The sequence below is a fragment of the Paenarthrobacter sp. YIM B13468 genome (assembly GCF_042788025.1).
Lineage (GTDB): Bacteria > Actinomycetota > Actinomycetes > Actinomycetales > Micrococcaceae > Arthrobacter > Arthrobacter aromaticivorans.
In genome coordinates this window covers 1-12,258 of sequence record NZ_JBHZPI010000037.1, presented here as the reverse complement: position 1 = coordinate 12,258, position 12,258 = coordinate 1, and the positions used below count along the sequence as shown (strand labels likewise).

12 protein-coding genes are annotated in these 12,258 nt (G+C 62.5%); 5 read left to right on the top strand and 7 right to left on the bottom strand.

What is annotated here, in order from left to right:
* Window positions 1-102: 102 nt before the first annotated feature.
* Window positions 103-267: a hypothetical protein gene (locus tag ACFX4T_RS24335; RefSeq protein ID WP_216922401.1), complete on the top strand. Its 165-nt coding sequence runs from the start codon at window positions 103-105 to the stop codon at window positions 265-267.
* A gap of 175 nt (window positions 268-442) precedes the next feature.
* On the opposite strand, the gene ACFX4T_RS24330 is transcribed toward ACFX4T_RS24335, so the two are convergent.
* Window positions 443-1,429: a LacI family DNA-binding transcriptional regulator gene (locus ACFX4T_RS24330; RefSeq protein WP_377654869.1), complete on the bottom strand. Its 987-nt coding sequence runs from the start codon at window positions 1,427-1,429 to the stop codon at window positions 443-445.
* 402 nt (window positions 1,430-1,831) lie between these two features.
* On the opposite strand from ACFX4T_RS24330, the gene ACFX4T_RS24325 reads away from it, so the two are divergent.
* The 3 genes from ACFX4T_RS24325 (at window position 1,832) to ACFX4T_RS24315 (ending at window position 4,103) form a co-directional block, all read left to right on the top strand.
* A complete protein-coding gene (locus tag ACFX4T_RS24325) occupies window positions 1,832-2,047 on the top strand; it encodes a hypothetical protein (protein ID WP_223947659.1) in 216 nt (71 codons plus the stop codon).
* Window positions 2,048-2,154: 107 nt separating this feature from the next.
* Complete coding sequence (locus tag ACFX4T_RS24320) at window positions 2,155-3,312, top strand: Gfo/Idh/MocA family oxidoreductase (RefSeq protein ID WP_377654866.1); 1,158 nt, start codon at window positions 2,155-2,157, stop codon at window positions 3,310-3,312.
* Window positions 3,309-4,103, top strand: coding sequence for a TIM barrel protein (locus ACFX4T_RS24315; RefSeq protein ID WP_216922409.1), 795 nt, complete (start codon window positions 3,309-3,311; stop codon window positions 4,101-4,103). Before ACFX4T_RS24320 ends, ACFX4T_RS24315 begins: the two co-directional genes overlap by 4 nt.
* A 38-nt stretch (window positions 4,104-4,141) precedes the next feature.
* On the opposite strand, the gene ACFX4T_RS24310 is transcribed toward ACFX4T_RS24315, so the two are convergent.
* On the bottom strand, window positions 4,142-5,023 hold the full coding sequence (locus ACFX4T_RS24310; protein WP_377654863.1) for a DMT family transporter: 882 nt from the start codon (window positions 5,021-5,023) through the stop codon (window positions 4,142-4,144).
* Window positions 5,024-5,091: 68 nt separating this feature from the next.
* On the opposite strand from ACFX4T_RS24310, the gene ACFX4T_RS24305 reads away from it, so the two are divergent.
* Window positions 5,092-5,961, top strand: a complete 870-nt coding sequence (locus tag ACFX4T_RS24305; RefSeq protein ID WP_377654861.1) for a LysR family transcriptional regulator — start codon at window positions 5,092-5,094, stop codon at window positions 5,959-5,961.
* A 27-nt stretch (window positions 5,962-5,988) separates the two neighbouring features.
* On the opposite strand, the gene ACFX4T_RS24300 is transcribed toward ACFX4T_RS24305, so the two are convergent.
* The 5 genes from ACFX4T_RS24300 to ACFX4T_RS24280 form a co-directional block, all read right to left on the bottom strand.
* Entirely contained in the window at window positions 5,989-7,626 is a 1,638-nt protein-coding gene (locus ACFX4T_RS24300; RefSeq protein WP_377654859.1) for an ATP-binding cassette domain-containing protein, read from the bottom strand.
* Entirely contained in the window at window positions 7,619-8,464 is an 846-nt protein-coding gene (locus tag ACFX4T_RS24295) for an ABC transporter permease (protein ID WP_377654857.1), read from the bottom strand. Before ACFX4T_RS24295 ends, ACFX4T_RS24300 begins: the two co-directional genes overlap by 8 nt.
* Window positions 8,448-9,389 carry an ABC transporter permease gene (locus ACFX4T_RS24290; protein ID WP_223947652.1) on the bottom strand — a complete coding sequence of 314 codons (942 nt, stop codon included), beginning with the start codon at window positions 9,387-9,389 and terminating at the stop codon, window positions 8,448-8,450. The genes ACFX4T_RS24295 and ACFX4T_RS24290 overlap by 17 nt, the downstream gene beginning before the upstream one ends.
* Window positions 9,390-9,420: 31 nt before the next feature.
* On the bottom strand, window positions 9,421-10,968 hold the full coding sequence (locus ACFX4T_RS24285; RefSeq protein WP_377654855.1) for an ABC transporter substrate-binding protein: 1,548 nt from the start codon (window positions 10,966-10,968) through the stop codon (window positions 9,421-9,423).
* A 131-nt stretch (window positions 10,969-11,099) separates the two neighbouring features.
* Window positions 11,100-12,140, bottom strand: coding sequence for an NAD(P)-dependent alcohol dehydrogenase (locus ACFX4T_RS24280; RefSeq protein ID WP_223947650.1), 1,041 nt, complete (start codon window positions 12,138-12,140; stop codon window positions 11,100-11,102).
* Window positions 12,141-12,258: the final 118 nt, after the last annotated feature.

Genomic DNA, 12,258 nt, shown 5'->3' with positions numbered 1-12,258 from the left:
GGCGAGGATTCAGCGCAGAGCGGGCCTCTCAAGAGAGCCCACCCGGCGTAGACTTGGGTGCACTCACGGAAGCAGTCCAAGCAAGGACAGGGAGTATCCGTAATGAACGCAAACAACAAGGCAGAACACATCATCCGGCACCACACCGACGCTCCTGCAGAGGGAGAAACGGAAGGCTGGGTTTCGCACGATACCGGCATCCACAGCCAGGATGCTGCCGAGGGCCCCGACTTCGACGACGACGCCCCGGCGTCGGGCGCTTCATAACTCCGGCTCCTCCCGCACTTACCGCTGGTCGCCTTTTGGGGCAGACCGGCCGTTGGAGTGCGCGAATGTGCGTGGCTTCCTGACCTTCATTGAGACAAAAGGGGCCCAGATCGCCGGAAAAGTGCACTTTTGGCCCGCAAAGTAGGTCAGGAAGCCACCGAGCCAACCGCGCGGCTCACTTCGGGGCAGGCCCTGTGGTGTTGCGGATGACCAAGTGCGGTGTCCGTACAAGGTGCGCAGGCGGCGTCGAGCCTTCCAGACGATCGATGGCACGGTCGACGGCGGCCCGCGCCAGGAGCGAGGCGTCCTGGCTGACGGAGGACAACTGGACGTAGCTAAGGCGGGCGAACTGGCTATCGTCGTAACCCAGGACGGACACATCCTCAGGGACCCTGAGCCCAGCGGCCCGGAAGCTTTCCCAGATGCCGAGTGCGCAGCGATCGTTGAAGGCAAGGACGGCGGTGGGCAGGTCCTCCAGAAGCTCTCGACCGGCCCGGAGCCCGTCTTCTTCAGTGGCGCCACCGGGAACCACCCGGGATTCGAGCCCCCGGCCAGCCATCCCTGCCCGGAATGCTTCGCGGCGTTGGGGACTCGAGACAGCGTCCCCACCGTCCACGTGGGCAATTCTCTGATGCCCCAGCGAAGTGAGATATTCCAGCGCGATGCGGATACCGGCGTCGTCATCGCTGCTGACCGAGTCCAGGGACACGCCGACGTCGTCACGGAGCAGGCTGACCACTGGGAGCCTTGCGGCATAGCCAGCCAGCTCGTCCTCCCCCAGCGTTGGAGAAATCATGATCAGGGCTTCACAGCCCAGATCCAGGAGAGATTCGACGGCACGCGATTCCGGCCGGCCGTTGGCCACTGCGCTCAGCGCGATATCGTAGCCGCGGACAGTTGCTCCGGCGTATGCGGCGTCGACGATTTCGGCGTGGAACGGGTGAGAAGTGGAAAAGCTGACGCCCAGGAGCCTCGTCCGGCTGCTGCGGAGAAGCCGTGCACGACTATCGGGACGGTAGCCGAGTTCCTTGGCCGCTTGCTGGACTTTAAGCCGCGTGGCTTCAGAGGCTCCAGGAGCGTCCCGCATCACGATGGAAACGAGCGCACGGGAAACCCCGGCCGCTTCAGCCACATCCATCAGTGTGGGACGTTTTCCCATCATGGCCCTCCTTTGCCCGCAGCCAGTCTATAGAACGATCTAAGACGCCCACGGCATAATAGGCTCCTGCCCCAGACGTGCGGCCGGCCGCGACTCAGACGACCGACCGCACTAGCCCGGTTTTCGCAGTGACGGCGCCCCGGGTGGGCCCCAGAACCCACCACATCCATCACTGCCAACTCAGCGTTGTCCGCGGACATGTACCGAAAAGGGCAACGGCACATTACGCGCTACAACGACTTGGGCACTGGATATGTGCTCTGACCTGCGTAAACGTGACGCGGGCTTTTCGAATAATCTTCAGCCCCCCGAAAGCGTTGCCGTAACGGTGACATTTTTCTTCTACCCGGCGCACTTAACAGGTGTTGGAACGAGCAACTGACTGATGCGCGGCAGGAGCCACATATGAACACCCTCAACCAGGTATCGGCATTATCGGCTGCCCTACCGCTTGCCGATGCAACTGACATCCACCTCCTGTTCATGGCCGGCCTCGTTTTCCTTGCCGGCATTGTTGGCGTTGGCAGCGTCCTGCTGCTCCTGTTGCTGACCCCGCTCATCAGGCTGGCCTTCGGGCGTCATCTTCCTCATGCACGTGCCCGACGGAACGACGACACCTAGCCGGAGTGCAGCAAGACACGGAACTAGAACGATCTAGACATCAGCGGACCCCGCGTGCGAGCATTGCTTCACTAGATCGTTCTAGAAGCCTGAATCGAGGAACAACAATGACGTATCTTCAGCACCCGGTCATCGAGGACCGGCCTGTCCGCATCGCCGTGATCGGCGCCGGATGGATCGGCGCATTCCACGCCGGGTCCATCGCCCTGAGGATCCCGAATGTACGGTTGGAAGCCATCGCTGATCCAGTCCTACCCGCTGTGGAAGCCCTCGCAAGCCGCCTCGGCGTCACCAAAATCAGCACCGATGTTGCCGACGTCCTCGCCGATCCCGACGTGGACGCAGTACTTATCGCCACTCCCCTGAGGTTCCATTCCGAGCTGATCGCCGCTGCCGCCAAAGCCGGGAAGGACGTGTTCTGCGAGAAGCCCGGCGGACGGACTATCGCCGAACTCGACTCCGCCATTGAAGCGGCGGAGAGTGCCGGCGTCGTGCTCCGTTTCGGTTTCAACCGCCGCTACTCCAACGATTTCGCCGCGGCCCGGAAGCTGATCGACGACGGCGTAGTCGGAGTCCCGCAGCTGCTCCGCTCCCTCACTCGCGATCCCGGTACCGAAGCGGGCATCAGCAACCCGGAGAGGATTGCCCCGGGCACCATCTTCCTGGAAACCCTCATTCACGACTTCGACACCCTGAACTGGCTGAATCCGGGCGCGGTCCCCGTGAAAGTCCATGCAGTCGCGGATGCTTTGGTTGCTCCCGAAGCCAAGGCTGGCGGCCTCCTGGACACTGCGGTTGTCACTGTCACTTACAGCAACGGTGCCATCGCTGTAGCAGAAGCCAACTTCAACGCCCTCTACGGTTACGACGTCCGCGGCGAGGTGTTCGGCTCCGCCGGCATGGTCACCGCCGGCAGTCCACAGGCCACCAACGCCACCAGCTACACAGCCGCCGGCATCGGGTCAGACACCACCCGCCTGAACATCGACCTCTTCCACGATGCCTATACGGCAGAGCTGGCCCACTTCGCGGACGATGTCGCCGCACGCCGGGGCAGAGTCAACCAACGCACGACGCCGGCAAACCCGCCCGCCGCTGTAGCTGCTCCCGGGGGCGTGGATGCACGCAACGCCCTGGCGGTTGCCTTGGCCGCTTTCACGTCAGCGCAGACGGGGCTTCCCGTTGATGTTTCCTCGATTGCCGACCTTAGTCCAGCCGAAACGCCTTCAATAGCACAGCTTCAGACCGCGGGGCAGGGAGCATGAGCTTCCGCTTGGCGGTATGCGCCGAGATGGTCTACGGCGAGCTGCCATTAATCGATCGTGTGCGCCGCATTCACGATCAAGGTTTCGAGGTGGAGCTTTGGGACACCCGTGGCCGGGACATCGCAGCACTCGCAGCAACCGGAGCCAGGTTCTCCTCCATGAGTGGCTACTTCGGCGGCAGCGTCATCGATTCCAGTACTGCGCATGAAGTACTGGCCTCTGCCGAAAAGTTGATCCCCACAGCACTTGAGCTGGGCGTCGAACGCATGGTGGTTCACCCAAGTGAACTCGGTGAAGGCGGGCGGGCTGTCCGTCCCGCCCACCGGTCCACCGGCGGGATGTGGTTGACCGGCCTCCGAACTTTGGAACAGCTGGCTGAGCTGGGCCAAAAGCACGGCATCGTGTTTGCCCTGGAAAATCTGAATACGATCCTGGACCACCCCGGCATTCCCTTGGCACGCGCCAAGGACACACTGGAAATGGTCAGGGCTGTGAACCACCCCAACGTGAAGATGATGCTGGATCTCTACCACGCCCAGATCGGCGAGGGGAACCTTATTGAACTCGTGCGCTCAGCCCAGCCTTTTACGGGCGAGATCCAGGTTGCCGACGTGCCGGGCCGCTTCGAACCAGGGACAGGCGAGATCAACTACCCGGCCATTGCCAAAGCACTCCGCGACGCCGGGTACACCGGAGTGATCGGCATGGAGGCCAGTGCGATCGGGGGTCAGGGCATCCAAGCGGGCGACGCAGCGTTGTCAGCCTTCCGCGCCGCGTTCTCTCCCAACTGAGTCGCAGCTGAGCGCGTTTAGACTGCTCTAAACGCGCTCTAATGCGACTCAGTTGGGTTGTGCTCCCGCAGCAGCAACACCCCGGCGTTGGCGGCGACGATCAGCCCGATTCCCACCCACTGCCCCGCGGCCAGGTCCTGATGCAGGACCACGGCACCGATGACTGCAGCAAACACAGGGTTGATGCTCATGAGCACGCCGAACATGTTCGCGGGGACCCGTCGAAGCGCGATCAGATCGGCCACGTAAGGCAGCACGGATGCGAAGATTCCGGCTGCCACGGCGCAGAGAACAGCCAAGCCGTCCACTGGTTGACTGATGAAAACCACGACGGCGACCGGCAGGAACAGCGTGGCCGACACTCCTGTTGCGGCTGCTGTGCCCTGAATTCCCTGCACTCTTTTACCGACGGTCCGGTTCAGGAGGATGTAGGCGGCCCAACTGCAAGCGGCGATGAGCCCCAAGCCGATCCCGACAAGGTCCATGGATGCTTCGGGCCGGGTGATGGCCAGGACGCCAAACGCAGCGACCACTGCGCAGAGCGCACTGCTCTTTCGTCGCGAGCTGATCAACGCCACGGCCAGCGGCCCAAGGAACTCAAGGGTGACGGCAAGTCCAAGGCCGATCCGTTGGATAGACGCATACAGGCCAAGATTCATGGTGCCGAACGAGACGGCGAGCAGAAGGACAGGCCACCATTGCCGCCAGCTCAATTCCCTCAACCGGGGCCGGACGATAGGCAAGAGAACGGCAGCCGCCACCAGCTGTCGCACCGCCACCACACCTACGGGTCCCATGACAGGAAAGGCGAATGATGCCGTAGCGGCGCCAAGCTGGTTGGAAAGTGCGCTGGCCAGGAGGGTCGCCGCGCCACCGGCCTTCCGGGACGGCTTTACTCCCACTGCCCTCGTATCGATCATGGGGAAATTCTGCGCTTGGACCGGCTATCCGCTAAATGCATGGACGAGGCTATTTATGCGATGGGCGTATGAATAAGATGGACGGTATGGACGTCGAGGTGAGGCAACTACGGTGCCTCCTGGCTGTAGTCGAGGAGGGCACATTCACCGATGCCGCCATTGGCCTGGGAATGTCCCAAGCGGCCGTTTCACGCAACATCTCCGGGCTGGAACAGGTTCTCGGGGTGCGGCTCCTGGAACGGACCACCCGCAGCGTGGGCCTGACTCCCTCCGGCGAGCGCGTAGTAGCCAAGGCACGGCGGGTCCTCTCACTTCTTGGCGATCTCGAAAGGGAGGCCCGGTCCGGTACTGGAAAGATCCGGATCGGCTATGCGTGGTCCGCTTTAGGCGAGCACACCATGGAGTTCCAGCGCCGATGGGCGGTCGCGATCCCGGGCGTGGAGCTGCAGCTCCTGCACTCCAACTCCCCTACCGGCGGCCTCGCCGAGGGAACCACCGACTTGGCGATCCTTCGACGCCTTCCGGATGCGGCCGGCGTCGAGCACGTCCGGATTGGCGAGGAGAAGCGGTACTGTGCAATGTCCTCGGACGATCCCCTCGCAGCGCGACGTTCCGTAACCATGGCGCAGGTGGCCCAACGGCCCGTGGCCATGGACTTGCGGACGGGAAGCACAACTCTTGAGCTGTGGGCGCAGGAGGAGCGGCCGGACATCGTACCCATTAATGATGTGGATGATTGGTTGACGACGATTGGCAGCGGGGCGGCGCGCGGCATGACTGCCGCGTCCACTGCCCACCAATATCGACGCCGGGGCATCATCTACCGTCCGGTGCGCGACGCCCCGCCGGTGTCCGTCTACCTCGCGTGGTCCACGAAGGATCCGCCGCAGGAGCGCGGGCGGATCGTGGAGTTGCTGATCGGGCTGTACTCGGGATGACTGCCAGCTAGCCGCGCGGATCTTCTTCTAGCTCGCCGCGCGCATCTTCTTAAGATGCAGTCCCCGGCAGGGAATCGCTGCTGACACCAGATCCCTGCTGTGCTCGTGCTGGGGCTCCGCGAAGAACTTGTGGGTGTCGGTGAGTTCCACCAGGCGGCCCTGAAAGAGTACGGCTACGCGTTGGCACATGTGCCGCACCACGTCCATGTCGTGGGTGATGATCATCAGCGACAATCCCCTGTCCCGGTGCAGCCGCTGCAGCAGGTCAAGAATGGTTCGCTGGGTAAGGGCGTCCAGGGCCGACGTCGCTTCGTCGCAGATGAGGACCTCGGGTTCCAACAGGAGTGCCCGGGCAATCGTGACGCGCTGCAGTTGGCCACCGGAGCATTGTCCCGGGCGCCTGTCCAGCAGGCACGGGTCCAGTTCTACTTCCTTCATGGCGTCCTGAAGCCGCTGCGACCTTTCGGCGGACGAAAGCCCAGCGTGCCGGCGGAGGGGAGCCTCAAGGCTGGCGCGAAGCGTCATGCGGGGGTCGAAGGAATCGTGGGGTTCCTGGAAGACCAACTGCACGGCGGTGGGCGGGCCGATCTCTCCTGCCGCCAGGGTGCGGGTGATGCTACCGCCGCTGAGTCCTTCCAGCCCGACGATTGCCCTGGCGAGCGTGCTTTTCCCGGATCCGGATTGGCCGAGGACACCAAGGATCTCGCCCTGCTTAAGTGCTAGCGAAACCGAGTTCAACGCGGGCCGATCAGCATTTCCCAGCCCAAAACGCTTGCCCATCCCAAAACGCTTGCCCATCCCCAAGCGCTTACCAGGCCCGAAGTGTTTGACGACGTTCGTAAGGGTCAGCACGCTACGCCCCTGCGGCGTGACGTCCGTGATGCTCGTGGGCAACAGGTTTGATGCGTCCAGGAGCTTCCGCGTGTAGGCGGTTTTGGGGCTGCCCAAAACGGCCTCCGTGGTGCCGGACTCCACGATCTTCCCGGCGTCCATCACCAGGACCCTGTCCGCGAAGGCTGCCACAGACGCCAGGTTGTGGGTGATGTAGAGGATGCCCAGCCCACGCTGCCTGCGCTCACGGTCCAGCAATTCAAGGATCTGGCTTTCCAGCACTTTGTCCAGGGCGGAGGTGGGCTCGTCTGCCAGCAGGATTTCGGGTTGGCCAGCCAACGCCATGGCTGTCATTGCCCGTTGAGCCATTCCACCGGAAAGCTGGTGCGGGTAGGCCTGCGCGCCCCATTCCGGATCTTCGAAGCCAACCTCTGCGAGCAGTTCAAGCACCTTCGTATCCGCGGGCTTGCCTGCGAGGCCTGCGTGGAGTTTCAGGGGTTCCTTCAGGTGCTTGCGGATGGTCTTGTTCGGATTAAACATCCTCTTGGGCTGCTGGAACAGCATCCCGAGCCGGCCACCTCGGATGCGATTCAACTCTGTTTCCGGCACATTGGTCACATCCAGCGGGCCAAGTCGGATGGACCCGGACTCAATCCGCAGCGGCTCCGGCAATAACTGCAGGACGGACTTGGCAGTCATGGTCTTTCCCGAACCCGAGCCTCCCACGAGGGCAACAAACTCTCCCGGCCGGACCGTCAGGCTGACTCTGGACAGGATCGGGGGCTCGGTGGCCGTGCTGCGGACGGTCAGGTCCTCGATGACGAGCTCAGGCATGCTGGCCCTCCACCACGAGGACATCTACGGGGTCTGCTGCCCGGCGGGAGGCCCGCTGGCCGATCAGGGTGACGCAGAGAGCCACCAGGAAGATGGCAAGTCCCGGGGCGATGATCCCCCACGGAGCCCGCTCAGCGTAGGGTTGGGCCGCTGCCACCATGGAGCCCCAGTCAGATTGCGGTGGTTGGACACCCAGCCCAAGGTAGGACAGCGCTCCGACGCTGATCAGGAGCTGCCCGAACCGCAGCGTCGCCTGTCCCAGCATCGGCGCTGCCAGATGCGGAAGTATGTGGCGGAAAATGATGAACGACGGCGAACAGCCCACCACGCGCGCCGCTTCAACGAATCCGCGTGCAGACACGTCATAGGCAAGCGTGCGCGCGAGCCTTGCAAACGGGGTCCATCCCGTGACCGTGAGCGCCACGAGCAACGACGAGAATCCAGTTCCCATCGCAGCCACGATGAACAATGCCACCACCATCTCCGGCAAGGCGAGCAGGACATCATTCGTGCGCGTAAAGAACTCGTCCAGCCAGCCCTTGCGGCGCGCACTCAGCACGCCGATCACCAAGCCGACGAGTCCAGTCAGCACCGTGGCAAGTGCAGCCACCACCAAAGAGAAGCGACCGCCGTCGAGCAATCTGCTGAGCGTGTCCCGCCCAAGGTGGTCCGTTCCCAGCCAATGAGTGGCGCTTGGCGATGCAAGGCGCGCGGCAAGGTTCTGTTCGTCCGGCGGGAACGGCGTCAGCCAGGGCGCGGCGGCTACTGCGGCTACCACCATGGCGAGGACGACGACGGCGGCCTTGTCTACCGCTGAGAGGTTACGCAAGGGCGCCACTCACCTTAGGGCTGAGGATCCGATGGAGGAAGTCCGCGAGGGTGGTGATCGCTACGGCCAATGCAACCACGACGACGACACCGCCCTGCGCCAGGGGAATATCGCTGTTCACCACGGCGTCGTAAAGGAGCCGTCCCATGCCCGGAATCGCGAAAACGACCTCCACAATGACCGAACCTCCCAGGAGACCCGCGAACCATACGGCGAAAAGAGTGGACAACGGGACCAGCCCGTTGGGAATGACATGCCGCATGATGGTCTGGACGTGACTGAGACCGCGGGCCCTGGCGGCTTGAATGTGCTCTGCTTCCAAAGCATCGATCATGCCGGAGCGCACCGCTGAGGTGAAGAAGCTGATGGGTCGCAGGGCGAGGGTTACCGCTGGCAGGACTATGGATGATGTGGTGTTCCAGCCAGCTGACGGCAGCAAGGACAGTTTGAGTGCGAAAACCAAGACGAGGAGAGGCGCCAGCCAGTACTCGGGCATAGCGATGAAGGACTGGGTAATGGTGGTGATCAGTTTGTCGGCTTTTCCACCTTGCTTCAGTCCTGCAACGATCCCCAACGGCAGCGAAACGATTACCGCGATGCCCAGAGCCACGATCACCAGGCTGAGGGTGATGCCAAGAGCGGGCATTACCTGGTCAACAACGGGTGTCCGGCTGATATGCGACAACCCCATGTCGCCGCTGAAGAAAGCTCCGAGCCAGCGGAAGTACTGGACAGGCAGTGGATCGTGGAGACCCAGGCTTTGGCCGAGGGCCTGGACAGTGGAATCGTCCACGACATCCCCGGCCACCCGCGAACGGATGATCTTGCGGACCGGATCGCCCGGGGTGACATAGGGGATAAGGAAAACGGCGAAAGACGACAGCAGGACGGCGGCCACGAGGGTCGCCGTCCGCTTCGCAAGGAACGTGATCATGCGGGTTTGGTTCGTTTGTCCCAGCTCGCTGCTAGGAGCCGGACTTTGCGGTCTGAGCTGTCAGGACGTAACGGGACAGCGGATCCTGAACGTAGGCGAGGACGTTGCTGCGGATGGCGTCTGTTGCCTGTTCATTGACCAGCCAGAGGTTCACGGCCTGGTCATCCAGGATCTCGCCGGCCTTGGCGTACAGCTTGTAGCGTTCCTCGGTGTTGGACGTCTTGGCCGCTTCAGCGATGGTGGCGTCATACTCCTCGTTGCAGAAGTGGCTGAGGTTGTAGGTGCCCTTGCACGTATAGTCCGCGGTGAGGAAGCCGATCGGATCAGCGATATCGATCAGCCTGTTTCGCTGGCTGAGGATCATGTCGTAATTGCCGGCCAGAACGTCCGGTTCAGCTGAGGCGTATTCCTTGGCCTGGATAGTTACCGGGACGCCAATGCTCTTGAGGTTGTCCTGGATCACGGTGGCGACGTCGGCGAATTCTGACCGTTCCACGATCGCAATGATCTCCAGGGGCCTGTCAGCGGTGTATCCAGCTTCGGCGAGGAGCTTCTTTGCTTCCTCAATGTTTTGCTTGGGTGGGCTTGCCTTGCCTGAAGCCCACGGTTCGGAGGGTGCGAACGGTCCCGCTGCCGGGAGGGCTGCGCCCTCGTAGACGCTGGCCGCCAAGGCATCAAGATCCAGTGCGGACCGCAGGGCCTTGCGGAAGTCGACGTTGTTGAAGGGAGCACGTCCGTTGTTCATGTAGAGCGTCGCCGTGCGGGGTGAGTTGGCTTTGAGAACAGAAACTTCGGAGGCGTTCTTAAGCGTGGAGAGGCCGGAGGCAGGGATTGAAAGGGAGATGTCAGCTTCCCCGGTTTGGACCTGGGCTGCGCGGGTGGCGCCGTTGGTGATGAAGCGGACTTCGGCCCCAGCGAGTTGCACCTGGCCGCCCCAGTAGTTCTTGTTGCGATCCAACGTCAGGGACTGCTTGGCTTTCTCGGACACGGGAACGAACGGCCCGGTGCAGTGACCGAAGGGGTCCACGGTGGCGCCTTGGTAAGCAGCCGGTGACAGGATGCCGGTGTTGACGCTGGCAAGTCGGAAGGGAACCAGCGGGCTCTCCGCAGGAGTTGTCACACGAACTGTCTTGGCGTCCATGGCCTTGACACCGCTGACAATGCCCGGGTTGAACGCCCGGGCAGGGACCTTGGCCTTGAGGACGGTGTTAAGGGCCGCAGCCACCGACTCGGCAGTGAGGTCGGTTCCGTCCTGGAACTTGACGCCCTGGCGAAGGGTGAAGTCCCACTCAAGCGGTGAGACCTGCTTCCATTCGGTTGCCAGGAACGGAACCACCTTGCCCTCGGCGGAGTCGTACTTGGTCAGCGTCTCCAGGCACCCGGACAGCGACAGGATGTACGCGGAGTCGGATTCCAGCGCCCAGTTGGCAACGGGTGCACGGAAGTTGTCCACCACAATGCGCTGGTTGGTATCCGCGGCCTTCCCGGCGGTACCAGTCTGGGCCCCACTCAGACCACAACCCGTTAGGGCAAGGAGGGCCGCAAGACCTAGGGCTGCGAATCGGCTGAGTTTGCGCAATGGAACCGCCTGTTAAGTGTGCCCGGGAAGCACGTGGGAAATTGAAGACTATTTAGGTTAGCCTTACCTCTGTATTTCCGCGAAATGGCGTTCTTGGCGTTCGTAATAATTTGCCCTTCAGCAGGAGTGCCTCAGAACGTTGTGGCGTCGATGACGAAGCGGTAGCGGACATCGCTGGCGAGTACCCGTTCGAATGCTTCGTTGATCTGGCTTGCGTGAATGACTTCCACGTCTGCTCCCAGTCCGTGGGCGGCGCAGAAGTCCAGCATTTCTTGTGTTTGGCGGATCCCGCCCATCCTTGACCCGCTGAGGTTGCGTCGGAATTCCACCAGCGACCAAGCGCGCTGGCTCAGGGGCTTGGAGGGCAGCCCCACGAGGACCATGGTGCCGTCCAAGGCAAGCAAGGACAGATAGGCATCCACATCGATGTCCGCGGAGACGGTGTTGATGATCAGATCCAGCTGGCCCTTCAGATATTCGAAGGTCGCGGGCTCAGATGTTGCGTAGTAGCTGTTGGCGCCGAGCCTGACGGCGTCCTCCTGCTTCTTTAGCGATTGGCTGAGCACAGTGACTTCGGCTCCCAAAGCCGCAGCGATCTTCACCCCCATATGACCAAGTCCGCCCATTCCTATGATGGCGACGCGCTTGCCTGGCCCGGCTTTCCAGTTACGCAGCGGGGCGTACATAGTGATTCCCGCACACAACAGCGGGGCCGCATCTGGGAGGGGTATGCCATCGGGAATCCGAACGACGTAATTCTCATCCACCACGATGCTTGTGCTGTAACCGCCCGCGGTGGGCAACCCGTCACGGCCGAAAGAGTTGTACGTGCTCGTTGCACCTTGCAGGCAGTACTGTTCCTCGCCTGCCCGGCAATTGACGCATTCCCTGCAGGAGTCGACGAAACAGCCCACGCCCACCCGGTCCCCCACCGAATGACGGGTGACTTTTGGACCGACAGCTTCCACCACTCCGACGATTTCGTGGCCAACCACCAGGGGGTAGTTACTGGCCCAGTCTCCGCGTGCGGCATGGATGTCGGAGTGGCAGATTCCGGTGTACTTGATGGAAATCTGCACATCGAAATCGCCGGGATCGCGCCGCTCCACAGTGCCAGGAGTGAGTTCCGAGGTGGGAGAAGAGGCCACATAGGCCTTCACGGTAGTAGGCATGTCATCCTTCTTTCGGCAGTTGGCACCAAAACGCCAGGACTAGTTGGAGGGGAAGTTGTAGGAGGCGCCGGAGGCGTGGGTGGGTTCGGGCCAGCGGGAGGTGATGACTTTGCCGCGG

Bases quoted from the DNA above. Each gene is read 5' to 3' on its own strand.
- ACFX4T_RS24320 (WP_377654866.1), top strand. From the start codon at position 2,155: ATGACGTATCTTCAGCACCCGGTCATCGAGGACCGGCCTGTCCGCATC.
- ACFX4T_RS24330 (WP_377654869.1), bottom strand. From the start codon at position 1,429: ATGATGGGAAAACGTCCCACACTGATGGATGTGGCTGAAGCGGCCGGG.
- ACFX4T_RS24335 (WP_216922401.1), top strand. From the start codon at position 103: ATGAACGCAAACAACAAGGCAGAACACATCATCCGGCACCACACCGAC.
- ACFX4T_RS24310 (WP_377654863.1), bottom strand. From the start codon at position 5,023: ATGATCGATACGAGGGCAGTGGGAGTAAAGCCGTCCCGGAAGGCCGGT.
- ACFX4T_RS24280 (WP_223947650.1), bottom strand. From the start codon at position 12,140: ATGCCTACTACCGTGAAGGCCTATGTGGCCTCTTCTCCCACCTCGGAA.
- ACFX4T_RS24315 (WP_216922409.1), top strand. From the start codon at position 3,309: ATGAGCTTCCGCTTGGCGGTATGCGCCGAGATGGTCTACGGCGAGCTG.
- ACFX4T_RS24290 (WP_223947652.1), bottom strand. From the start codon at position 9,389: ATGATCACGTTCCTTGCGAAGCGGACGGCGACCCTCGTGGCCGCCGTC.
- ACFX4T_RS24300 (WP_377654859.1), bottom strand. From the start codon at position 7,626: ATGCCTGAGCTCGTCATCGAGGACCTGACCGTCCGCAGCACGGCCACC.
- ACFX4T_RS24305 (WP_377654861.1), top strand. From the start codon at position 5,092: ATGAATAAGATGGACGGTATGGACGTCGAGGTGAGGCAACTACGGTGC.
- ACFX4T_RS24325 (WP_223947659.1), top strand. From the start codon at position 1,832: ATGAACACCCTCAACCAGGTATCGGCATTATCGGCTGCCCTACCGCTT.